19 protein-coding genes are annotated in these 24,350 nt (G+C 41.7%); 11 read left to right on the top strand and 8 right to left on the bottom strand.

The window, feature by feature from the left end:
• Window positions 1–23 precede the first annotated feature (23 nt).
• From L5B76_RS04100 to ppdD, 3 genes are read right to left on the bottom strand one after another with little or no spacing between them, the layout of a single operon-like run.
• Window positions 24–428: a hypothetical protein gene (locus tag L5B76_RS04100; RefSeq protein ID WP_265754342.1), complete on the bottom strand. Its 405-nt coding sequence runs from the start codon at window positions 426–428 to the stop codon at window positions 24–26.
• Complete coding sequence (locus L5B76_RS04095) at window positions 403–1,806, bottom strand: GspE/PulE family protein (RefSeq protein WP_265754340.1); 1,404 nt, start codon at window positions 1,804–1,806, stop codon at window positions 403–405. Before L5B76_RS04095 ends, L5B76_RS04100 begins: the two co-directional genes overlap by 26 nt.
• A gap of 12 nt (window positions 1,807–1,818) precedes the next feature.
• The gene (gene ppdD, locus L5B76_RS04090; protein ID WP_265754339.1) at window positions 1,819–2,250 is read right to left on the bottom strand and encodes a prepilin peptidase-dependent pilin; all 432 of its coding nucleotides are present in this window, start codon (window positions 2,248–2,250) and stop codon (window positions 1,819–1,821) included.
• Window positions 2,251–2,407: 157 nt separating this feature from the next.
• Here ppdD and ampD point away from each other — a divergent pair, with 157 nt between their 5' ends.
• Complete coding sequence (gene ampD / locus L5B76_RS04085) at window positions 2,408–2,968, top strand: 1,6-anhydro-N-acetylmuramyl-L-alanine amidase AmpD (protein ID WP_265754338.1); 561 nt, start codon at window positions 2,408–2,410, stop codon at window positions 2,966–2,968.
• A gap of 70 nt (window positions 2,969–3,038) precedes the next feature.
• Here the strand turns inward: ampD and ushA are convergent, their stop codons facing one another.
• A complete protein-coding gene (ushA, locus tag L5B76_RS04080) occupies window positions 3,039–4,697 on the bottom strand; it encodes a bifunctional UDP-sugar hydrolase/5'-nucleotidase UshA (RefSeq protein WP_265754337.1) in 1,659 nt (552 codons plus the stop codon).
• A gap of 74 nt (window positions 4,698–4,771) precedes the next feature.
• Window positions 4,772–6,409 carry a glutamine hydrolyzing CTP synthase gene (gene pyrG / locus L5B76_RS04075; protein WP_265754336.1) on the bottom strand — a complete coding sequence of 546 codons (1,638 nt, stop codon included), beginning with the start codon at window positions 6,407–6,409 and terminating at the stop codon, window positions 4,772–4,774.
• 275 nt (window positions 6,410–6,684) lie between these two features.
• On the opposite strand from pyrG, the gene L5B76_RS04070 reads away from it, so the two are divergent.
• Genes L5B76_RS04070 through acrB form a run of 3 tightly spaced genes read left to right on the top strand, consistent with a single transcriptional unit; the run spans window position 6,685 to window position 11,623 of the window.
• On the top strand, window positions 6,685–7,251 hold the full coding sequence (locus L5B76_RS04070; protein ID WP_265754335.1) for a TetR/AcrR family transcriptional regulator: 567 nt from the start codon (window positions 6,685–6,687) through the stop codon (window positions 7,249–7,251).
• Between the two features lie 30 nt (window positions 7,252–7,281).
• Window positions 7,282–8,508, top strand: a complete 1,227-nt coding sequence (acrA, locus tag L5B76_RS04065; RefSeq protein WP_265754334.1) for a multidrug efflux RND transporter periplasmic adaptor subunit AcrA — start codon at window positions 7,282–7,284, stop codon at window positions 8,506–8,508.
• Window positions 8,509–8,524: 16 nt separating this feature from the next.
• Window positions 8,525–11,623, top strand: coding sequence for a multidrug efflux RND transporter permease subunit AcrB (acrB, locus tag L5B76_RS04060; protein WP_265754333.1), 3,099 nt, complete (start codon window positions 8,525–8,527; stop codon window positions 11,621–11,623).
• Window positions 11,624–12,029: 406 nt separating this feature from the next.
• On the opposite strand, the gene recF is transcribed toward acrB, so the two are convergent.
• The 3 genes from recF to dnaA are packed head-to-tail and all read right to left on the bottom strand — an operon-like array spanning window position 12,030 to window position 15,585.
• Window positions 12,030–13,109, bottom strand: coding sequence for a DNA replication/repair protein RecF (gene recF, locus L5B76_RS04055; protein ID WP_265754332.1), 1,080 nt, complete (start codon window positions 13,107–13,109; stop codon window positions 12,030–12,032).
• Window positions 13,110–13,112: 3 nt separating this feature from the next.
• Window positions 13,113–14,213 carry a DNA polymerase III subunit beta gene (dnaN, locus tag L5B76_RS04050; protein ID WP_265754331.1) on the bottom strand — a complete coding sequence of 367 codons (1,101 nt, stop codon included), beginning with the start codon at window positions 14,211–14,213 and terminating at the stop codon, window positions 13,113–13,115.
• Window positions 14,214–14,223: 10 nt separating this feature from the next.
• Window positions 14,224–15,585, bottom strand: a complete 1,362-nt coding sequence (gene dnaA, locus L5B76_RS04045) for a chromosomal replication initiator protein DnaA (protein ID WP_115248507.1) — start codon at window positions 15,583–15,585, stop codon at window positions 14,224–14,226.
• Window positions 15,586–15,939: 354 nt separating this feature from the next.
• Here dnaA and rpmH point away from each other — a divergent pair, with 354 nt between their 5' ends.
• The 7 genes from rpmH to ileS all read left to right on the top strand — a co-directional run bounded on the left by rpmH (window position 15,940) and on the right by ileS (window position 24,267).
• Window positions 15,940–16,074 carry a 50S ribosomal protein L34 gene (gene rpmH / locus L5B76_RS04040; RefSeq protein WP_005539760.1) on the top strand — a complete coding sequence of 45 codons (135 nt, stop codon included), beginning with the start codon at window positions 15,940–15,942 and terminating at the stop codon, window positions 16,072–16,074.
• 14 nt (window positions 16,075–16,088) lie between these two features.
• Window positions 16,089–16,448, top strand: coding sequence for a ribonuclease P protein component (rnpA, locus tag L5B76_RS04035; RefSeq protein WP_265754330.1), 360 nt, complete (start codon window positions 16,089–16,091; stop codon window positions 16,446–16,448).
• The gene (gene yidD / locus L5B76_RS04030) at window positions 16,412–16,672 is read left to right on the top strand and encodes a membrane protein insertion efficiency factor YidD (protein ID WP_265754328.1); all 261 of its coding nucleotides are present in this window, start codon (window positions 16,412–16,414) and stop codon (window positions 16,670–16,672) included. Before rnpA ends, yidD begins: the two co-directional genes overlap by 37 nt.
• Window positions 16,672–18,285 carry a membrane protein insertase YidC gene (yidC, locus tag L5B76_RS04025; RefSeq protein WP_265754327.1) on the top strand — a complete coding sequence of 538 codons (1,614 nt, stop codon included), beginning with the start codon at window positions 16,672–16,674 and terminating at the stop codon, window positions 18,283–18,285. The genes yidD and yidC overlap by 1 nt, the downstream gene beginning before the upstream one ends.
• A gap of 503 nt (window positions 18,286–18,788) precedes the next feature.
• The gene (gene mnmE / locus L5B76_RS04020; RefSeq protein ID WP_265754326.1) at window positions 18,789–20,147 is read left to right on the top strand and encodes a tRNA uridine-5-carboxymethylaminomethyl(34) synthesis GTPase MnmE; all 1,359 of its coding nucleotides are present in this window, start codon (window positions 18,789–18,791) and stop codon (window positions 20,145–20,147) included.
• 180 nt (window positions 20,148–20,327) lie between these two features.
• Entirely contained in the window at window positions 20,328–21,275 is a 948-nt protein-coding gene (ribF, locus tag L5B76_RS04015) for a bifunctional riboflavin kinase/FAD synthetase (RefSeq protein ID WP_265754324.1), read from the top strand.
• Between the two features lie 172 nt (window positions 21,276–21,447).
• The gene (gene ileS / locus L5B76_RS04010) at window positions 21,448–24,267 is read left to right on the top strand and encodes an isoleucine--tRNA ligase (RefSeq protein ID WP_265754322.1); all 2,820 of its coding nucleotides are present in this window, start codon (window positions 21,448–21,450) and stop codon (window positions 24,265–24,267) included.
• The last annotated feature ends 83 nt before the right edge of the window (window positions 24,268–24,350 follow it).

The following is a 24,350-nucleotide window of genomic DNA, read 5'->3' as shown; positions in this document are numbered from 1 at the left end:
AATAGCCCCGTAGGGCTATTTCTTTATTTGTGATTTTTAATTTCTTTTTTCAACGCTTTTGTTACATTTTTAATGACAGTTTGCCAGTTATAGTCGATATCTTGGCGGAATAATCGTACGCTATCATACCAAATGCTATCATCTCGATTGAGCAACCAGCGGTTATCTGGTGCATAATTGATTAAAATCCAAGTAGGTTTATGTATTGCTCCACTCAAATGCGCAACAGATGTATCCGCAGAAATGACTAAATCAAGATTTTCAATAATCGCAGACGTATCAAAGAATGAGTTGATTTCATTGTTCAAGACGTTCACGTTTGAAAATTGTTCCAGAATAGCTAACTCATCAGGTTCAATATCTTTCTGTAAACAATAAAAATCTGCGTCTAATATGCGTTTACTAACTTCTCCCCAACACTCGCTCAAGCTCAGCTAGATCAGTGATATTTTGTTGTACTTTTTGTAAGCCGCTTTCTTTCAGCGTAGGAAAATCTAGTTGATAAGAAAATTGTTGATTTTCAAAGTGCGGTTGTAAAAACTGATAAATTCCGCAGCGGCCAGCATAACCCTGATGGCAATCACAAGGTATTTGGTGTGTGCATTTTTTGCGAATTAAACGCTGTGCGATCACCAATAATAAACTGTTTTCAATTTCGTATTGGGCAATGCCGAGTTGTTTTAAACGAGCAATGGCTGACGGTGCGTCATTGGTGTGCAGGGTTGAAAGCACAAGATGGCCTGTTTGAGCGGCTCTTAAGGCGATAGATGCGCTTTCGCTATCACGGATTTCACCTAGCATAATAATATCGGGATCTTGGCGTAAAAAGGTACGCAATAAGCGATTGAAATCTAACCCTATTTGTGGATTGATTTGGGTTTGAATTACACCCGGTACGGTAATTTCAATGGGATCTTCGGCGGTGAGAATATGTTTTTCAGTGCCATTAAGCCAATCAAGTGCGGTGTAAAGTGTAATACTTTTTCCGCTTCCTGTTGGGCCTGTTACTAAGATAAGTCCTTGCGGTTGCGATAAGGCTTGTTGCAGAGTGCGTTGCTGTGTTTCTGTCATACCAAGTTGGGTAAAATCTAATGAAATGGGCTTATTTTTTTGTAATCTGAGTACCGCTTTCTCACCATAAGCGGTGGGTAAGGTTGAAAGACGAAAATCTAGCACATCAGCAAAATGAGTTTTGAATTGAAAGCGTCCATCTTGTGGTAGGCGGGTTTCGCTAATATCTAGCCGAGCGAGCAGTTTTAAGCGAGAAATAATACGCTGTGCTAATCCCTCAGAGAGTGTCGGCTGACATTGCAATACGCCATCAACGCGGAAGCGAAGTTGTAGTGTTTCAGATTGTGGCTCAATATGAATATCTGAGGCATTTTTTTGCAAGGCTTGCTCGAAAATTTGATTAAGCAGCTGAATAACAGGTTCATCTTGATTCTCACTTTCCGTTTCTGACCTTAGCACATCATTTTTCGGCATATAGAAATTTAGTACAGGCGAATTTTCTTCAACCTGTGGCGATAGCTCTTTGAGCAGCCGTTTTAACTCATTGCTTTCAAAGAGAATTGGCTCAATGATTTTACCCGTCATAAAAGCGAAAGTTTCGCACGCGGCAAGGTTTTTTAGATCATCAATAGCAAGCCACAAATGCTGTTCGTCTTCTTTTAGCGGCAAGGCGAAATAGCGTAACAGCAATTCTTTTTGTTGTTGATTTTTCTCCCATAAGTGCGGTGGAATTTTAATTTGTTTTCCATCCGCACTTTGTACGATACGGCTTGTTTCAAAGGCGTATGAGTTCATTGTTTTTCCTTTCTAGCTACAAAATCCAGCTGGGAATAATTCACTTGAATTATCACAACTCGCAGACCAGCTGATCCCGCTTGCAGCATTGCCTGATGGAGTTAGGGTATAACTAATGCCTTCAAGTGAACCTTGCCCTGTTAAGCTAATTGCGCCGCCTTGCACGGTAATTGAGGCGATTTTTCCGCGATTGCTTAGAGCTGATTGAATCCCATTTGTGCCAGCATTACAGTTTTGCGCATCTCCTGTGTTGTAAATACATAATTCCACTTCTGAACGGTAGGGAGAAGCGCCTTGCAATAATTCAGAGATCGCGGCTTTTCGGGTGTAATTTTGATAAGAGGGTATTGCGATGGTGGCAAGAATGGCAACAATGGCGATAACGATCATCAGTTCAATGAGTGTAAATCCTTTTTTATAAATAGGGCGGTAAGCGAAAGACATTTTGGCTCCTTAATAATGACTTGTGATAAAATTCTTAATTACAATTGAGCAACATCAGATTGCGGTGAGAATTTTGTGCAAAGTAAAAAATAAAGGCAAAAAGCACCGCTCTTTTTCTCGATCTCGATCGCAAAAATAGAAATAAACAAGGCATTTTATGACACAAAATTGCATTATTACGCCACAGGGTTGGTTATCAGGAAGCAGGCAATGTCTTTCTCCGCATCAAGATGAGCGTCCAGACTCTCAGGATATTTCCTTATTGGTGATTCATTATATTAGTTTGCCTCCAGAGAAATTTGGCGGACGTTATATTGATGATTTTTTCCAAGGTAAGTTAGACATTCAGCAAGATCCTTATTTTGAAGGAATTAAAGATTTGAAAGTTTCGGCGCACTGTCTGATTAATCGTGAAGGTGAGATTACCCAATATGTGAGTTTTAATCAGCGCGCTTGGCACGCAGGCGTTTCACAATTTCAGGGGCGAGAGAAATGCAATGATTTTGCCATTGGGATTGAATTGGAAGGTAGTAATAATCAGCCTTTTACGGATAGGCAATATCAGGCATTGGCTATCTTAACTAAGGCGATTATGCATACTTATCCAAAAATTACTAAGGAGCGAATTGTTGGACATAATGAGATAGCGCCAAATAGAAAGATTGATCCTGGCCAGTATTTTGATTGGCAACGTTATTTAGCGCTGTTAGACCAATAGTTGGCATAAAAAAACGTGCTTATGCGGATATAAGCACGTTTTTACGCAAAGTTTAAAAAACTAAATTGAATTAGTCTTTATAAACAATACCTTCGTTTGCTTTGAAGTCTTCAATTTTGATTGGTGAATTTTCTTCAAAGTAGTTTTTCAGGCTGTCGGCGTCCACAAATCCAGTGTTTACATAGCTTGCAAGGTTGCTAACTACTGGGTAGCCATCGCCACCAGCGGCACAATAGCTTGGTAATGACACGCGGTAGGTTTTATTTGGATCAACTGCTTTACCGCCAATTTTGACATCAGAAATAGTTTGCGCTTTGCGATCCACTATCATTGTAACGCCGTAGAATTGTGGGTAAGCGCCTGAATCAACAGATTTCAGTGCAACAACTTTTAGATAATCAAGTAAGTCTTTGCCATTCATTTCAAAAGAGCTAATGATATTGCCGAATGGTTGAACAGTTAGAATATCTTTATAGGTTACATCGCCCGCTTCGATAGAAGCACGGATACCGCCTGAGTTCATAATCCCTACATCAGCTTTGGCACGTTCAGCTTGTGAGCGAGCAATGAGCTGACCAAGGTTAGTTTGGTGGAAACGGATTACATTGCGATCCCCTTCTAACTTACCATTTACTTTTCCGACCACTTGACCAAGAAGTTTATCCCCTTTATCTTGGTAAGTTTTTAAGTGGGCAAGTAGGGCTTTATCTGCAGGAATTTCTTCTTGATAAAGCACATATTCGCTTGAACCATCTTCTTTTTTCACTTTCTTTTTCAAGTTCACTGGAATCAGCTCATAGCGCTCAAGGGTAAGTTTACCATTTTTAAAACTGAAATCAGCACGGCCAAGATATTTACCCCATTCACCCGCTTGCATAATCCACGTATTCTTTTCTAAGGCGGGTTTACAGCTATCACCAGGTTTAAATTTATCGTTAAAACTTCCATCATCATTAATACAAACTGCATCATGACTATGTCCACCAATAACGACATCAAACGCGCCTTGTGGCAATTCTCGCACCATTGATACATCGCCCGGTGCATTTGAACCAAATTTTGCATTGTGATAGTAGCCCATATGCGTTAAGGCGATTTTGACATCAGGTTGTACTTTATTGGCTAATTCAGTAAGCACTTTTTTGGCGCTCTCAGCAGGACGCTCAAATCTTACGGCGGACATAAATTCTGGATTGCCTAATTTTTCCGTATCTTCGGTGGTTAAGCCGACAACAGCTACTTTTAATCCTTGCTTTTGTAAAATGGTATAAGGTTTTACCAATAAATCACCGGTTTTTTTATTGTAAACATTGGCTGCCAAGAATGGGAAGTGCGCCCATTTTTCTTGCATATCTAATAATTGTAATGGATTGTCAAATTCGTGATTTCCTAAGGTGAGCGCCTCATAGCCCATCATATTTAAAGCTTCAATATCGGGTTTGGCATTTTGTAAGTCCGATTCTGGCACTCCAGTGTTAAAATCCCCCGCGTTGAGTAAAATTACTTCACCACCTTTTTCGGCCACTTCTTTACGAATGCGATCAATCAAGGTTTTTTGCGCAGCAAGACCGTACTCGCCATTTTTGTTTTGCCAGTAATGACCGTGTAAGTCATTAGTGTGTAAAAGGGTGAATTGATAGGTTTTGTCTTGTTCATAGGCATAGCTCACGTTAGATAGCGTGAACAATGAAGCTAGCGCCGAGAAAGTAAATAATGTTGTGCGTTTCATTTTTTCTCCTGATTATGATGAAATAATTTTAGCTGAAAAAATAACCGCAAAAAGAGCGGTCATTTTTTTCAAAATTAATGATTTTTTTGTTTATGCTCAGCAAATGCTGCTTTTACAAAACCTTCAAACAATGGGTGTCCATCGCGTGGGGTTGAAGTAAATTCTGGGTGGAATTGACAAGCCACAAACCAAGGGTGTTCAGGCACTTCAATAATTTCCACCAATTTTTTATCCGCAGATAATCCCGTTACTTTTAAGCCTGCTTTTTCAATTTGTGGCAGTAGGGTATTGTTTACTTCGTAACGATGACGATGACGCTCTTCAATGGTTTCCGCACCATAGAGTTCACGGGCACGGCTACCTTCTGTGAGATGACATTGTTGTGCGCCTAAACGCATTGTGCCACCAAGATCGGAATTGTCGCTACGGGTTTCAATATTGCCTTCCGCATCTTGCCATTCGGTAATCAAACCAACCACAGGCTGCTTGCAGTCTTTATCAAACTCTGTGGAGTTAGCTTCGGTTAATCCCGCTTTATGGCGTGCGTATTCAATTAACGCCACTTGCATTCCTAAACAAATACCTAAGTAAGGAATGTTGTTTTCACGCGCATATTGTGCGGTGCGAATTTTGCCTTCTACGCCACGATAACCAAAGCCACCTGGGACTAAAATACCGTCTAAGCCTTTCAGCACATCGGTACCTTTGGTTTCGACATCTTCGGAATCTATGTATTTGATATTCACGTTTAAACGGTTTTTCAAGCCACCGTGTTTGAGCGCTTCGTTCACCGATTTATAGGCATCAGGCAATTCGGTATATTTGCCCACCATACCGATGGTTACTTCGCCAGTTGGGTTGGCTTGTTGGTAAAGCACTTGTTCCCATTCGCTTAAATCTGCTTCAGGACAATCTAAATGGAAACGCTGACAAATAAACTCATCTAAGCCTTGCGATTTCAATAAGGCTGGAATTTGATAAATGGAGTTCACGTCTTTTAACGAAATCACCGCGCGCTCTGGCACATTACAGAATAAGGCGATTTTGGCGCGCTCATTCGGTGGAACCATACGATCAGAACGGCAAATTAACACATCAGGCTGAATACCAATAGATAGCAATTCTTTCACCGAGTGTTGCGTTGGTTTGGTTTTCACTTCCCCTGCCGTTGGAATATAAGGCACAAGGGTTAAGTGCATAAAAATCGTGCGCTCACGCCCCACTTGCACCGCAAGCTGACGCAAGGCTTCTAAGAAAGGTAAGGATTCAATATCCCCCACCGTGCCGCCCACTTCGACAATCGCGACATCGTGGCCGGCAGCACCGTCAATCACACGGGCTTTAATTTCATTGGTAATATGTGGAATCACTTGAATGGTCGCCCCAAGATAATCCCCACGACGCTCTTTGCGTAGCACTTCAGAATAAATTTTCCCTGTAGTGAAATTGTTGCGTTTGGTCATTTTAGTACGGATGAAACGCTCATAATGTCCTAAATCGAGATCGGTTTCTGCACCGTCTTGGGTTACAAACACTTCACCGTGCTGGGTTGGACTCATTGTGCCGGGATCCACATTAATATAAGGATCCAGCTTCATAATGGTTACATTCAAACCACGGGCTTCTAAAATTGCTGCAAGCGATGCCGCAGCAATACCTTTACCTAGGGAAGAAACAACACCGCCCGTTACAAAAATATAATTGGTAGCCATAATCGAACCTAATTTGTTGAGATGAAAGTTGATAATCATTGTAATAAGACGGGACGTTAGTTTACAGCAAAGGGCGTTTAAACTCAATCATCAAGCAAAGATTTTTATCCTGAGAATAGACACAAAAGAGCGGTGAAAAAAAGAAAATTTTTCGCTTATTTTTTGATTTATTTATTGCGTTAAAATAAAAAATCATTAAAATGAACGAACGTTCATTCAGTCCATTCTTTTTACTGTTTGTACTTCTTTTTCTCAATTTTTTTAAGGTTATTTCAATGCGTCAATCTGAAAATGAGATGACCGAGCAAATCTTTTTGGCCACAGAACGGCTGATGGCAGCAGGTGGATTGCACAATTTGTCGATGCACAAAATTGCCAAAGAAGCCAATATTTCTGCGGGAACAATTTATATTTACTTCAAAAGTAAAGAAGAATTGCTAAAGGAATTTGCTCGCAGGGTGTTCACCCTTTTTTCTAAGCAATTAGAAAAAAATTACGATGAAAACCAACCGCACTTTGAACAATATCGTCAAATGTGGTGGAACATTTGGCATCATTTACAAAACAATCCAATGATTGTGGTGAATATGAGCCAATATCAGTCCTTACCTGATTTTTATGAAGTCTGTACGGAGCTGGAAACAGAAAGCCTTTGGTATGCCTTTTGTGAAAAGGCAAAGAAAGCTGGGGTGCTATGCGATTTACCGCATAAGATTTTGTTTTCATTAGGTTTAGAAAGTGCGATTAATCTAGCCTTAGATCAAGCCTTTTTCAAAACTGAAATGAAAGACGATATGTTAGAAGAAGTGATCGCAAGAACTTGGCGTTCAATTCAAAAATAGTTTAGTGATTTTGTTTTATGGAGTTTTTTTATGAGTCTTAATACTCAACCCGTTCAACCTAAAGCACAAAAGCGTTCGCACGTTTTTTGGGTGAAGTTGATCCTCATCGTGGTGGCATTAATTTTTATTGGAATGATCGCCGCCAATATTTTCAAAGGAATGGCCATTGGTAAATATTTAGCGTCAATGCCTGAGCCTGCAAACCCAGTAACGGCAGAGCGTGTTGAAGCGAAAGAATGGACGCCGGTGATTGAAACCACAGGCTTAGTTCGTCCAAATCAAGGGGCAATGTTAAGCGCACAAACCGCAGGTATGGTGTCGAAAGTGTTGGTGCAATCAGGCCAAGCCGTGAAAAAAGGCGATGTGTTAGTACAGTTAGATAGCTCAGTGGAACAGGCAAATTTATCTGCTTCGCAAGCTCAGCTTTCTTCGGTGAAACAAACCTATCAACGTTATCTCAATCTTTATAAAACTAAAAGCGTGTCGCAACAGGAATTGGATAATGCCAAAGCCAGTTACGATGCCTTAGTTGCCAATATTGATGCGCTAAAAGCCACCATTGAACGCCGCCAAATTGTTGCGCCTTTTGATGGCGTAGCGGGGATTGTGAAAGTCAACGTAGGGCAATACGTTACTTTAGGTAGCCCAATTGTACGCGTGGAAGATCGTAGCCAAATGAAAGTGGATTTCTCCGTGGCACAAAATTCTTTAGAGCAATTACACTTAGAGCAAAAAGTTACTGCAACGGCAGACGCCCTTTTAGGGGAAACCTTTGGGGCAAAAATCACCGCGATTGAGCCAGCAATTAATGGTTCAACAGGCTTAATTGATGTGCAAGCGACCTTTGATCAGCCTGAGGGCGAAAAATTATTATCAGGAATGTTCACCCGTTTACGCATTGCCTTGCCAACAGAGCGCAACCAAGTTGTCGTGCCACAAGTGGCGGTGAGCTACAATATGTACGGAGAAATCGCCTACGTTTTAACCGCACTTTCTGATGAAGATAAACAGAAGTTATTAGATAACGATAAATTCCCGCATAAAGATGACATTGATAAAGTCTATCGTGCCAAACAAATCACTGTATTCACCAAAGATCGCCAAGGTATTTATGCCCAATTAAAAGGCGATGATGTGAAAGTGGGTGATTTAATCATCACAGGCGGTCAGCAACGCATCGGTAACGGCAGCTTAGTTTTTGTGACGGATAAAGCGGGTGTTGGTACAGCTGAACCTGTGAAGAAAACCAATCTTTAATTTAGGAAGTGTGTGAATGAAATTTACAGATATTTTTATTCGTCGCCCCATTTTAGCGGTTTCGATTAGCTTGCTGATTGTGATTTTAGGTTTGCAAGCCATTTCAAAATTGACGGTGCGTGAATATCCTAAAATGACAACCACGGTAATCAGCGTTACCACGGTTTATCCGGGGGCGGATGCCAATCTGATCCAAGCCTTTATTACCTCAAAACTAGAGGAAGCGATTGCACAGGCTGATAATATTGATTATATGTCTTCAGAAAGTCGTCCAAATACCTCTTCTATTACGGTAAAAATGAAACTCAACACCGATCCCAACGCGGCGCTAGCTGATGTGTTGGCGAAGGTGAATTCCGTGCGTTCTGCATTGCCGACTGGGATTGATGATCCTACGATTACTTCTTCAACAGGGGGATCGGGGATTATGTACATCAGTTTCCGTTCCAACAAGTTAGATGCAAGCCAAGTTACCGACTATATTGAACGTGTGGTGAAACCGCAGTTCTTTACCGTAGAAGGAGTGGCAAAAGTGTCAATTTTTGGTGCATCACAATATGCAATGCGTATTTGGTTAGATCCGCAAAAAATGGCATCGCAAAACCTTTCTGCACCAGAAGTGATGGCGGCGTTATCAGCCAATAACGTGCAAACCGCTGCGGGGAATGATAACGGCTATTTCACGGTGTATAAAAACAAAGTAGAAACCACCACGAAAACCGTAGAGCAGTTGCAAAATCTGATCGTGTATTCAAAAGGCGATAACCTCGTGCGTTTGCGTGATATTGCCGATGTGGAATTAAACAAAGAAAGTGATGACAGCCGCGCGGTGGCGAATGGTTCGGATTCTGTGGTATTAGCTATTGATCCTGCATCAACGGCAAACCCATTAACGGTGGCAGAAAATATTCGTCCGTTATACGAAAGCATTAAACGCAATTTGCCAGATAGCATTGAAACAGACATTCTTTACGACCGTACGATTGCGATTAACAGCTCCATTGATGAAGTGGTAAAAACCATTTTAGAAGCAACCATTATCGTATTGGTGGTGATCACGCTATTTATTGGTTCATTCCGTGCTATTTTGATCCCAGTTATTACCATTCCGATTTCCTTGATCGGGGTAATAATGATGTTGCAAGCCTTTGATTTCTCCATCAACTTGATGACCTTGCTGGCCTTAATTCTGGCCATCGGTTTGGTGGTGGACGATGCCATTGTGGTGCTAGAAAACGTGGATCGCCATATTAAACTGGGTGAAACGCCGTTCCGTGCTGCGATCATCGGTACAAGAGAAATTGCAACGCCAGTTATTTCAATGACTATCGCCTTGATTGCAGTATATTCCCCAATGGCATTAATGAGTGGGATCACAGGTTCATTGTTTAAAGAATTTGCTCTCACCCTTGCAGGTGCGGTGTTTATTTCAGGGATTGTGGCATTAACCCTTTCCCCAATGATGAGTAGTAAATTGCTCAAACCGCATACTGAGCCATCAAAACTTGAGCAACGTATTGAAAATACCTTAGGAAAATTGACCCGCACTTATGAATATTTGCTTGGCATTGTAATGAATAGCCGCAAATTTGTGCTGGCCTTTGCCGTGGTGATTTTTGCCACCTTGCCAATGTTGTTTAATTCCCTTTCCAGTGAATTAACCCCTGCGGAAGACAAAGGCGCATTTCTTGCCTTAGGGACAGCGCCTGCGAATGTGAATGTGGATTATGTACAAGGGGCAATGAAAGGCTATGAAGATATTTTGAAAAATACCGAAGAAGTCGATTTTTCAATGGTCATTTCTGGTGCGCCAGCATCTAATCAATCATTAAACGTAGTCACGTTAAAGGATTGGAAGGATCGTAGCCGTAAACAAAGTGAAGTGCTTGCTGAATTAAATCAAAAAGCCCAAGCTATTCCTGAAATTTCGGTGAGTGGTTTCGCCTTCCCTGAAATTGAAACAGGGGAACAAGGCCCACCAGTGAGCTTTGTGATTAGTACCGCGAAAGATTACAAAGAGTTGGCTGAAGTGGCTGGTGCTTTCCTTGATAAAATGAAAAACTCTGGACAGTTTGTGTACACGTCTTTAGCGTTGAAATTTGATACCGCACAAATGAAAGTTACCATCGATAAAGAGAAAGCGGGAACTTACGGTGTATCAATGCAACAAATTAGCCAGACGTTAGGTAGCTATCTTTCTGCCGCCACCATCACCCGTGTGGACATTGATGGCCGTGCGTATAAAGTGATTTCACAAGTTAAGCGTAAAGATCGCCTTGCGCCAGAAAGTATGGATAATTACTTCGTAAAAGCAAGCAATGGCGAATCTGTACCGTTAAGCAGTTTCTTAACGATCACACTTGAATCACAACCAAGTTCATTGCCTCGTTTTAGCCAGTTAAATTCTGCGATTATTGGTGCGGTGCCTTCACCAACCACCAGTATTGGTGATGCGGTAAAATGGTTACAAGACACAGCAAATCAGGATTTACCACAAGGCTATAACTACGACTTCAAAGGTGAAGCACGTCAGCTTGTACAAGAAGGCAATTCATTAGGCGTTACTTTTGCCTTAGCAGTGATTATTATCTTCCTTGTGTTAGCAATTCAATTTGAATCTATCCGCGATCCATTAGTGATTATGATTTCTGTACCACTTGCTGTGAGTGGCGCGTTATTTGCCTTAAATTTATTTGGTTTCTTCGGCATTGCTGGAACAACCTTAAATATTTACTCACAAGTGGGCTTGATTACACTTGTAGGCTTAATTACGAAACACGGTATCTTAATGTGTGAAGTAGCGAAAGAAGAGCAGCTTTATCACCATAAAAACCGTCGAGAAGCTATTATGGCAGCCGCGACCGTGCGTTTACGCCCAATTCTGATGACAACCGCCGCGATGATTGCAGGGTTAATTCCATTGCTATATGCGACAGGCGCAGGTGCAGTGTCTCGCTTTAGTATTGGTATTGTGATCGTGGCTGGATTGGCAATTGGTACGCTATTTACCTTGTTCATCTTGCCAGTCATTTATACTTACATCGCAAGCGAACACAAACCATTGCCAGAGTTTGATGAAAATCAGCCTGCATTAGAAAATAATGCACAGCATTAATTAAGTATTAAAAATCAAAAGCTACCTTCGGGTAGCTTTTTTATTGGCAGAACACCAGCACAAGTGCGGTGAGATTTTGCAGAATTTTCCAAAAAAGAGAAGAAAAACGTACCGCACTTTATTTTCCCCCAAGGATTTTAGGTGAGATAATTAAAAAGGATAAATTATGTAGAAAAATGTTGAATGTTTGAATGATAGGAAAAGCAGCTTATGAAAATAATGAGAGAACGTTAGCTGCAGCAGCAACCGTCATCAGTATTTGAACGAGAAATTTTATCTTCATTTGAACATTCTTTGACGTAGCAACAACATTTCTTGCAAGGTATTTTAAGCGGTAAAATCAAAACCTATTCGTACCAAGAAGTGATGTCTGATTTGCGTAACCTGTTGAAAAAATGAAATAAAATTACGATTTTTCTGTTAGCACACCATTTTGCACGCTAAAAGTGCGGTGTTTTTCTGGTTGCATTTCTTTGAGTTGGTTGTGAGTGATTGCGCTTACGAATACTTGCGAGCCGCTTTGTTGTAAGCGTTCGGCAAGTAAGGCGCGTTTCGTTTTATCTAATTCAGAGGCGAAATCGTCAATTAAGAAAATGCAATGGCGATCTTTTTGTTGGGTTAAGTGCTCTCCCTGTGCCAAACGCAAGGCGCACATTAGCAGTTTTAATTGTCCGCGCGAAAGCACATCTTCTACGGGTAAGCCATTGGCTTTAAAGCGAAAATCGGCTTTTTGCGGGCCAGATACGGTGTAGCCAATGGCACGATCACGCTCAAAGTTTTGCTGTAACAATTCTGCGTAATCGTTATTTTTGTCCCAACCTTGGTGAAAGATCACGCTGATTTCTAATTCAGGCAGAAACAGTTGGCAAGTGCGCTCAATTTCAGGGCGTAAGGCTTCGGCATAATCGGCGCGCCATTGGCTCACTTGGTTGGCGAGATTGACCAGCTCTTTATCCCAAATATGAATATGTTCGTAGCGAAAGGCTTGTTGCAAAGCAGCGTTGCGTTGCTTTAATAAGCGGTTAAGCTGGCTCCACACAGGGTGAAATTGGCTGTGATGGTGAAACAATCCCCAATCTAAAAAAGCGCGGCGATAGCTTGGGCCACCGTTAAGCAAGGTGAGTCCTTCTGGGGTGATCATTTGCATTGGCAATAAATGGGCAAGATCAGCGATTTTTTTCGCTTCTTCACCGTTAATTTTAACCTGTGTATTACCTTGACGATGTTTTTGCAAACCCACTGACCATTGATGCTGTTGCTCTTGAATTTTGCCATACAGGGTGAAGTGGGGCTGTTCATAAGAAATAATGCGATTTGCCACCGCACTTTTAAAAGAGCGGCCGTGAGCAAGATAAAAAATCGCTTCAAGCAGGCTAGTTTTGCCACTGCCATTATTGCCCACTAAAAAGTTAAAGCCGTGGTCAAATTCCAGATCCACGGCGGTTAAATTGCGAAAGTTTTCAACAGTTAAGCGTGAAATTGCCATAGATTATAAACGCATCGGCATAATCACATATTCTGCGCTGTTGTCGTCCACATCTTCAATTAAACAGCTTGATGAGGCATCTGTTAAGCGCATACGCACTTGCTTACATTTGAGTGCATTGAGCACATCGAGCAAATAGCTCACGTTAAAGCCCACTTCTAATTCATCGCCTTCATATTGAATATCGATCACTTCTTCGGCTTGTTCTTGTTCTGAGTTGCTTGCTGTAATGGTAAGTTGATTTCCAGCAAGCTGTAAACGCACGGTGCGAACTTTGTCGTTAGACAAAATAGCTGCACGAGCAAAGGCTTGTTTTAGGCTTTCCCAATCACCTACCATAATGCGTTGCGCATTGCGTGGCAACACGCGGCGATAATCAGGGAATGGGCCATCAATTAATTTTGAGGTGAAGATAATTTGCCCTAAATCAATGCGCAGATTATTCGTGCCGATTTGTACTTGTGCAGGCGAATCATTGGCTTCAAGCAAACGAGCTAGTTCAAGCACCCCTTTGCGTGGCAAAATAACAGAATGAATTTGTAAATCTTGCTCTAAGGCAATGGTGCAAACAGCAAGGCGGTGTCCATCTGTGGCTACGGTGCGGATTAAATTTCCTTCAGTTTCAAATTTCATTCCATTTAGGAAATAACGCACATCTTGGTTTGCCATCGAAAATTGGGTGGCATCGATTAAACGGCGTAAGGTGGCTTGGGTGGTGGTGAAATCCACCTCAGCTTGCCAATCAATGAGATTCGGATACTCATCGGCAGGCAGTGTGGTGAGGTTAAATTTACTGCGTCCACAATGAACTAACGCTCTTTCTTCTTCAAAATTCACGGTAATGTCTGAGCCATCAGGAAAACTACGGCAAATATCAAGAAATTTTTTCGCTGGAATGGTAAAGCGTCCGTCTTGTGTTGCGCTATTTAATTGCGCTTGAGTTGAAAGCTCTACTTCCATATCCGTTCCAGTCATTGTTAGCGTTTGCCCACTAATGTTGAGCAATACATTGCTTAATACTGGTAAGGTTGGGCGGCTGCCTAATACGCCACATACTTGTTGTAAAGGTTTTAACAGATTTTCTCTTGATACAGTAAATTGCATAGTTGCGTCCTTAAGCTGATAAGGTTCGGATTAAATTAGACCAATCTTCTTGAATGCTTGGGTCTTGTTGTTTGAGTTTATCCACACTGCGACAAGCGTGCAACACGGTAGTATGATCGCGATCACCAAAGCTGCTGCCAATTTCAGGGAAACTGCGGTTGGTGAGTTCGCGCGACAGCGCCATTGCAATTTGGCGTGGGCGAGCCACCGATCTGGCGCGGCTTTTCGATTTAAGATCCGCTACTTTGATGCGGTAATATTCCGCCACTACTTTTTGAATATTTTCCACGGTTACTAATTTTTCTTGCAATGCCAGCATATCTTTGAGGGTTTCGCGCACAAAGTCAATAGTAATCGGCTTGCCGGTAAATTCTGCATTAGCGTGTACGCGGTTGAGCGCGCCTTCTAATTCACGCACGTTGGTGCGTAGTTTTTCACCTATAAACAGCGCCACTTCTTCTGGTAAGCGCATATTTTTTTCTTCCGCTTTCTTCAATAAAATGGCGACACGAGTTTCAAGCTCTGGCGGCTCAATGGCAACACTTAATCCCCAGCCAAAACGGGATTTTAAACGATCTTCGATCTTTTCGATCTCTTTTGGATAGCGGTCTGAGGTTAAGATAATTTGCCGACTGCTTTCAAATAAGGAGTTGAAAATATGGAAAAATTCTTCTTGCGTGCCATCTTTGCCGGCGAAGAATTGAATATCATCAATCAGCAAAGCATCTAAAGTGCGGTAGAATTTTTTGAAGTTTTCCATTTTGTCTTCTTGCAAGGCGCGGACATACTCTTGCATAAAACGTTCGGCGTGAATATAGATCACGCGTGCTTCAGGCTTGGTAGTTAAAATACCATTGCCCACAGCGTGTAATAAGTGGGTTTTACCAAGCCCTGTGCCACCATAAAGAAATAGCGGATTGGCGCTTTGCTCCCCAGGGTTAATCGCCACTTTTTGTGCCACGGCTCGGGCCAGTTGGTTGGATTTCCCCTCCACAAAGTTTTCAAAAATGTGCTTGGTATTTAAGTTAGAACGATAGCTTGTTTTTTGCTCGCTTGGCTGCGCTGGTGCATTATTTTGAGCAGCAGCAGGTGGCGGTGTGGTTTTACGCATTGCAGGTTTTGAACCCTCTTGCACTTTCACACTAAAATCCGCATTGCCAGAAAATTGTTGGGCTAAACGGCTGATTAATTCAAGATAATGGGTTTCCACCCAGTTTTTAACAAAAACGTTGGAGGCATATAACACCATATTGTTTTCACCTACAATATCAGCTTGCAATGGGCGCAACCAAGTGCTGAAATCCGTTGGTGAAACTTGATCTTGCAGTTGTGAAAGGCAATCCTGCCAAAGTGATGCGAGCGTGGTTTTCATTGTTATTATGTCTAGTTTATTAGTTAAACGTTTGAATCGTCCGCAGAAAAGTGCGGTGAGAATTCGGCTAATTTTACAATAAAGTTGAGAAAAGATCTTTATAAAAGGATCAAAAAAATCGAAAAAGGCTGCTTGAGATTTCTGCCAAAAAAAGTATAATTCACCCCGCTTTTATGCTTTCAAATAAGAAAAATGCAGATTATGTTGCGATTTTTCTTATTCTTATTTGACGAACGGCTCATTTGTGATTACAATTCCGTTCCTTATTTTAGTAACCCTTGTTTCAATTCGTTTTTGGCTATCTAAATGTCAAAGGCAATAGTTAAACAATGTTGATTTAGGTAGATTATAATTATGAAACGTACATTTCAACCTTCTGTATTAAAACGTAGCCGTACTCACGGTTTCCGTGCTCGTATGGCAACTAAAAACGGCCGTCAAGTTTTAGCTCGTCGTCGTGCTAAAGGTCGTAAAAGTTTATCTGCATAATCCAGCCCTTCGCTGTGATTAAGCTAAACTTTTCTCGGGAGTTACGTCTGCTAACTCCCGCTCAATTCAAATACGTTTTCCAAGATCCGCAACGTGCGAGTTCCCCTGAAATTACTATTCTAGCCCGTCCTAATCAGGAATCTGTTCCACGTTTAGGTTTAGCGGTAGCAAAAAAGCATTTAAAACGCGCCCACGATCGTAATCGCATTAAACGCTTATGCCGTGAACGTTTTCGTCAATTACAGCACGATCTACCGCATTATGATTTTGTCATTGTGGTTAAACAGGGTATCGGGCGGTTAGATAATCAGCACATATTCAATTCATTGGATAAATTATGGCAACGCCACATTCGCTTGGCTCGAAAGTCTTAATTGCGCTTATTCGATTTTATCAGCTCGTTATTAGTCCTTTAATTGGCCCGCGTTGCCGATTCACGCCAACTTGTTCTTGCTACGGCATTGAAGCATTAAAAACGCACGGTGCGTTAAAAGGTGGTTGGCTTACGTTAAAACGTATATTAAAATGTCATCCTTTACACGCTGGTGGATACGATCCTGTTCCGCCGAAGATCAATAACAACAAAGAGAACAAATAATGGATTCAAGACGTAGCCTGTTAGTGCTAGCACTACTCTTTATTTCTTTTCTTGTTTATCAGCAATGGCAAGTGGATTACCATTCACCAAAGCCTGTTGCCACTGAACAAGCGCAAACTTCTAATTCTCAAGGCGAATTAACAGCAAATTCAGACCTTGCTAACCTTGCTCAAGGTAAAGTCATTACCTTAGAAAATGATGTATTCCGTTTAAAAGTAAATACATTAGGTGGGGACGTAGTGCGTTCTGAATTATTAAAATATGATGCAGAATTAGATTCCCATACACCATTTGTTTTATTGAACGATACACCAGAGCATATTTATATTGCGCAAAGTGGTTTAGTTGGCAAAAACGGGATTGACACTAAAGCAGGCCGTGCAAATTACCAAGTAGAAGGGGATACTTTCAAACTGGCTGATGGACAAAATGAGCTTGTTGTGCCATTAGTATTTGAAAAAGATGGCGTAACGTATCGCAAAATTTTCGTATTAAAACGTGGCGAATATGATGTGGCAGTGAACTTTGAAATTACGAACCAAAGCGGTCAAGCTATTGAAGTTGAGCCTTATGCAAAATTAACCCATACTTTGGTAGAAAGCTCAGGCAGTATGGCAATGCCAACTTATACTGGTGGCGCGTATTCTTCTTCTGAAACGAATTATAAAAAATACAGCTTCCAAGATATGGAAGAAAAAGATCTTTCTATCCAAACTAAAGCAGGTTGGGTAGCGGTATTACAACATTATTTCGTGTCTGCGTGGATTCCAAATCAAGACAGCACTCATCTTTTATATACTTCTACAGACAAAGCGCGTAATTTAGGGGCAATTGGTTATCGTGGGCCCGTGGTGGATATTCCAGCAGGTGCAACAGAAACCATCACCAGCAAATTATGGACAGGGCCAAAATTACAAAATCAAATGGCAGAGGTGGCAAACCACTTAGATTTAACCGTGGATTACGGTTGGGCGTGGTTTATTGCGAAACCGTTATTCTGGCTACTTACCCACATTCACGATTTAGTGAAAAACTGGGGGCTTGCGATTATTGGCGTAACTCTCGTGGTGAAAGGCTTGCTTTATCCATTAACCAAAGCCCAATACACCTCAATGGCAAAAATGCGTATGCTACAACCGAAAATCCAAGAAATGCGTGAGCGTTACGGGGAAGATCGTCAGCGTATGAGCCAAGAAATGATGAAATTATACAAAGAAGAAAAAGTAAACCCACTCGGTGGCTGTTTACCAATTCTTTTACAAATGCCAATTTTCATCGCCTTATATTGGACATTTATGGAAGCGGTTGAACTACGCCACGCGCCATTCTTCGGTTGGATTCAAGATTTATCGGCACAAGATCCGTATTTCATCTTGCCAATTTTAATGGGCGGATCAATGTTCTTATTACAAAAAATGTCACCAACACCAGTTGCAGATCCAATGCAACAAAAAATTATGACATTTATGCCATTGATCTTTATGGTATTCTTCCTATTCTTCCCAGCAGGTTTGGTACTCTACTGGTTAGTTTCCAACCTTATCACTATTGCCCAACAACAATGGATTTATCGTGGGTTAGAGAAAAAAGGATTACATTCCCGTAAAAAATAACTAGCTAGAGTAGATACTTTATTTATGGGCGAACCTAAGTGTTCGCCCATTTTAGATCAAAAAATCCCTTTAATTTATTGATTTTGTTATCTAACTGGCTGTTTGAAAAGAACGTTAGTGATTACTTTTAATCTGTAATACAATTATCCCCGTGTAGGGGCGAACCTAAGTGTTCGCCCATTTTAGATCAAAAAATCCCTTTAATTTATTGATTTTGTTATATGACTGGCTGTTTGAAAAGAACGTTAGTGATTGCTTTTAATCTGTAATACAATTATCCCCTTGTAGGGGCGAACCTATGTGTTCGCCCTAGCTATTGAATTGAAAAATTGCCTTATGGTAACGCTTGAATGAACAATGGCAATGGCTGGACGGTGAGCAGGAAACTGGTTCATCAGTTGTTGAAGAAATTTAATGAAATAAAGGTCATCCACCGCACCGTTTATTGCTCGAGATAATATTTGAGCGTTTCTAAAAGTGCGGTCTTTTTTCTAGGAAAAATTATGTCAAAAGAAACCATAGTCGCCCAAGCCACCCCGATTGGACGTGGCGGTGTCGGTATTTTACGGGTATCAGGGCCGCTTGCCCAACAAGTAGCAGAAGCGGTGCTAGGCAAAAGTCTGAAGCCGCGTGTAGCGAATTATTTACCGTTTAAAGATAGCGATGGCACAGTGTTAGACCAAGGGATCGCGCTATTTTTCAAAGCCCCAAATTCTTTCACTGGTGAAGATGTATTAGAGCTACAAGGCCACGGCGGACAGATTATTTTAGATCTCTTACTCAAACGCATTTTGCAAGTCAAAGGCGTGCGTTTGGCTCGCCCAGGAGAATTTTCTGAACAGGCGTTTTTGAATGATAAATTGGATCTCGCTCAAGCGGAAGCCATTGCCGATCTTATTGATGCGACCTCTGAACAAGCGGCGCGTTCAGCATTGAAATCCTTACAAGGGGAATTTTCTAATAAAATCAACCAGCTTGTTGATGATGTGATTTATCTACGCACCTATGTGGAAGCGGCGATTGATTTCCCTGATGAAGAAATTGATTTCTTGGCGGACGGAAAAATTGAAGCCAAATTGCGTGAGATTATTGCTCAACTTGCTGCCGTGCGAGCGGAAGCCAAGCAAGGGGCGATTTTGCGTGAAGGAATGAAAGTGGTGATCGCAGGGCGACCAAATGCAGGAAAATCTAGCCTACTCAATGCTCTCGCAGGACGCGAAGCGGCGATTGTTACCGACATTGCAGGCACAACTCGCGATGTGCTGCGTGAGCATATCCACATTGACGGAATGCCGTTACATATTATTGATACCGCAGGTTTGCGTGATGCGACCGATGAAGTAGAACGCATTGGGATTCGCCGTGCGTGGGACGAAATTGAGCAAGCAGATCGCATTATTCTGATGTTAGACAGCACCGATAGCGAAGAAAATCTCGCGCAAGTGCGGTCAGAATTTTTGGCAAAATTGCCGAACAATATCCCTTTAACCATTGTGCGTAATAAAGCGGATTTAAGTGGTGAAGCGGAAACCATTCGCGAACAAAATGGACAAACCTCAATCAGCCTTTCGGCGAAAACACAAGTTGGTGTGGACTTACTGCGTGAACATCTCAAACAATCAATGGGCTATAACACCAGTACAGAAGGTGGTTTTCTTGCACGCCGTCGCCATTTAGAGGCTTTAGAACAAGCGGATATTCACTTGCAAGCAGGACTCATTCAGCTGACGGAGTTTTATGCCGGTGAACTGCTCGCTGAAGAATTGCGAATGGTACAAAATCACCTGAGCGAGATCACAGGACAATTTACCTCTGATGATCTGCTTGGCAATATTTTCAGTTCATTTTGTATTGGTAAATAAGTGAGTGAAAATCAAAGTGCGGTGTGATTTTGCCAATTTTTTAGCTGAAGTAACTTAGTGACAAAATGATAGCTAACACAAATTGGGTGAGCATTTCCTCACAGATAAGCCACAGAGGACTTGAATAAATCAGCGCCATACGGTGTGTATGGCGAAAAATGAAAGAGTACGGAATTTTTAATGCAATTAATTCAAGGGTTAAAACAACTACCAGCCACTTTGCGACAGCAAGGCTGTGCCTTAACGATTGGTAATTTTGATGGAGTGCATTTAGGGCATCAGGCGGTGTTACGCCACTTGCGTGAAAAAGCCACCAACCTTTCTTTACCAATGGTGGTGATGCTTTTTGAACCACAACCAAGCGAATATTTTATGGCAGATAACGCCCCGCCGCGTTTGATGCGGTTGCGTGATAAATTGAGTGCATTGGCTGAATTAGGCGTAGATTATGTGATTCGCATAAAATTTGACCGCACTTTTGCCCAGCTTTCTGCTGAACAATTTATTCAACAATACTTGGTACAGAAACTCAATGTGAAATTTTTAAGTATTGGTGATGATTTCCGTTTTGGGGTTGGGCGTACAGGGGATTTTGCTCTGCTACAACAAGCGGGGGAGCAATACGGCTTCCGTGTAGAAGATAATTGCAGTTTTCGTTTAAATGAACAACGTATCAGTAGCACGGCGATTCGACAAGCCCTTGCTGATGATCATTTAGCCCTTGCTAAGCAACTTTTGGGCAAGCCTTATTGCATTTATGGGCGTGTTGTACAAGGCAATAAACTAGGGCGAACTATTGGCTTTCCAACAGCAAATATTCGCTTACAACGCCAAGTTAATCCCGTGAAAGGGGTATATGCAGTAAGAGCTAAATTGCCTAATGGTACAGAATATGAAGGGGTGGCAAATATTGGACGTCGCCCGACCATTAATGGGGTTAAACAATTGTTAGAGGTTCATCTATTTGATTTTAAACAAGATATTTATGGACTGCCGCTTAAGGTGGAACTGTGTCATAAAATTCGTGATGAAGTCAAATTTCCCTCTTTTGAGGATCTTAAAGCACAAATTGTAAAAGATGTGGACGTGGCAAAGGCGTATTTTCGCCAAGCTAAAAGAACGAGCTAAAGGGCTTAATGTGCGGTAAAAAAGTTATCAAAAAATCACCGCACTTTCATTAGGGATTGAATCATAATTCCGCCACTCCTATTCTTTAATATTGTGTTATTTATGCGTATAATGCCAAAGTTATTGTGCATTTAATGCAAGATTTTATTTTATACAACGTGGAAAAAACAAAATGTCGAATGAAAACGTAGATTACAAAAATACGCTAAACCTGCCAGCAACAGGTTTTCCGATGCGTGGTGATCTGGCAAAACGTGAGCCAGCAATGCTAAAAAATTGGTATGAGAAAAAACTTTACGAAAAAATCAGACAATCTGCTCAAGGAAAAAAATCCTTTATTTTGCACGATGGGCCTCCTTATGCTAACGGCTCAATTCATATTGGACACGCTGTAAATAAAATTCTGAAAGACATTATTGTAAAATCCAAAACCGCCGCAGGTTTTGACAGTCCTTATATCCCGGGATGGGATTGCCACGGCTTGCCGATTGAATTGAAAGTAGAAGGTTTGGTAGGAAAACCGGGCGATAAAATTTCTGCTGCACAATTCCGCCAAGAATGCCGTAACTATGCCCGTGAACAAGTGGAAGGGCAAAAGAAAGATTTTATCCGTCTAGGTGTCTTGGGCGATTGGGATAATCCTTATTTAACAATGAATTACGACACCGAGGCGAACATTATTCGCACTTTGGCTAAAGTGGTCGAAAACGGCCATCTTTACAAAGGTTATAAACCGGTGCATTGGTGTTTGGATTGCGCATCTTCTTTAGCAGAAGCCGAGGTGGAATATGAAGATAAAACTTCACCATCTATCTATGTGAAATTCCCAGCTACCGATGAAAGTGCGGTACTAAATAAATTTAATTTAAGCGAAGCAGGCAGCGGTGAAGTAGCTGCGGTGATCTGGACAACCACCCCTTGGACATTGCCATCAAACCGTGCTATTGCAGTGAATGCAGAGCTGGTTTATCAATTATTACAATTTGGCAATAAGCGTTTAATTTTAGCGAAAGCGTTGGTCGAAAGCGTGCAAAAAGCCTTAGGTGAAGAAAACGTGAAAGTGCTAGGTGAAGCAAAAGGGGCTGACTTAGAACTTCTCCGTTTTAATCACCCGTTCTATGAGTATAGTGTGCCAGTGATTTTAGGCGATCACGTTACCACCGATGGCGGTACAGGTTTAGTGCATACCGCACCAGATCACGGTCAAGACGACTATTTGGTTGGCTTGAAATATGGTTTAGAAATGGCAGCATTAATTAATGATGCAGGCGTATTTAAAGCTGAAACGCCATTTTTTGCGGGTAAAGGCGTGTTTGAAAGCAATGATTTGGTTATTGAAAAACTTACAGAAACAGGTAACTTATTGAAATTAGAAAAAATTCGTCATAGTTATCCGCATTGCTGGCGACACAAAACGCCAATTATTTTCCGTGCGACACCGCAATGGTTTATTGGAATGGAAACAAATGGCTTACGTCCGCAAGCGTTAAGCGAAATCAAAAAAGTACGTTGGATTCCAGATTGGGGGCAAGCACGCATTGAAACTATGGTGGAAAACCGCCCAGATTGGTGTATCTCTCGTCAGCGTACTTGGGGCGTGCCAATGGCGTTATTTATCCATAAAACCACAGAAGAATTGCACCCTCGCACACTTGAACTTATTGAGCAAGTCGCGCAACTCGTGGAACAATCAGGCATTCAAGCGTGGTGGGATCTGGATCCAAAAGATTTGCTTGGTGAAGATGCTGAACATTATAAAAAAGTGCCAGATACCCTTGATGTTTGGTTTGATTCAGGATCAACGTATTCTTCGGTTGTGAAAGCACGTCCAGAATTTAATGGGCAGGAAGCCGATATGTATTTAGAAGGCTCGGATCAGCACCGTGGCTGGTTTATGTCATCATTAATGCTTTCAACGGCAACGGATAACAAAGCCCCTTATAAGCAAGTACTAACCCACGGTTTCACCGTTGATGGCAAAGGGCGTAAAATGTCTAAATCTATCGGTAACATTGTTACCCCACAAGAAGTGATGGATAAATTTGGTGGCGATATTTTACGTTTATGGGTGGCTTCAACGGATTATACAGGGGAAATGTCTGTTTCAGACGAAATCTTAAAACGTGCAGCCGATAGTTATCGCCGTATTCGTAATACCGCACGTTTCCTTTTGGCGAACTTAAATGGGTTTGATCCGAAACGTGATTTAGTGAAACCAGAGGAAATGATCGTGCTAGATCGTTGGGCGGTGGATTGTGCTTTAAATGCACAAAAAGAAATCCAAGAAGCGTATGATAATTATCAATTCCACGCCGTTGTTCAGCGTTTAATGAAATTCTGTTCCATTGAAATGGGATCGTTTTATTTAGATATTATCAAAGATCGTCAATACACCACCAAAGCGGACAGCCTTGCACGTCGTAGCTGTCAAACAGCCTTATGGCATATTGCCGAGGCGTTGGTTCGTTGGATTGCGCCAATTTTATCTTTCACTGCCGATGAAATCTGGCAATATATCCCGGGTGAACGTGCGGAATTTGTGTTTACAGAGGAATTTTATAACGGCTTATTCCCATTAAACGCAGAAGAAACAATGAATGATGCTTACTGGCAACAAGTGTTGAAACTGCGTGATGAAGTAAACCGTGTGTTAGAGCAAGCCCGTGCAGATAAAACCATTGGCGCTGCATTGGAAGCAGAGGTTACCCTTTATGCGAACGATGAATACGCGAAGATTTTATCGCAGCTAGAAAATGAACTACGCTTTGTGCTGATCACCTCAAAAGCACAAGTGAAGCCATTAGCTGAAGCAGATGTGGAAGCAGGCGAAATAGAAGGCTTTAAAGTGAAAGTGGTTCGTTCCGCCAATGAAAAATGTCCGCGTTGCTGGCATTATTCTGACACCATCGGCACAAATCCAGCACACCCAACCCTATGTTCACGCTGCGTTGAAAACGTGGACGGCGAAGGTGAAGTAAGACGTTTTGCGTAAAATGTGAAAAAATTCCACCGCACTTTGATTTACCGAAATCACAAAGTGCGGTGCTTTTTTCACGAATTTTTTGTTTGGCGTAA

It is taken from the genome of Avibacterium sp. 21-594 (assembly GCF_026226815.1).
GTDB lineage: Bacteria > Pseudomonadota > Gammaproteobacteria > Enterobacterales > Pasteurellaceae > Avibacterium > Avibacterium avium.
This window is presented reverse-complemented; position numbering and strand designations above follow the sequence as displayed.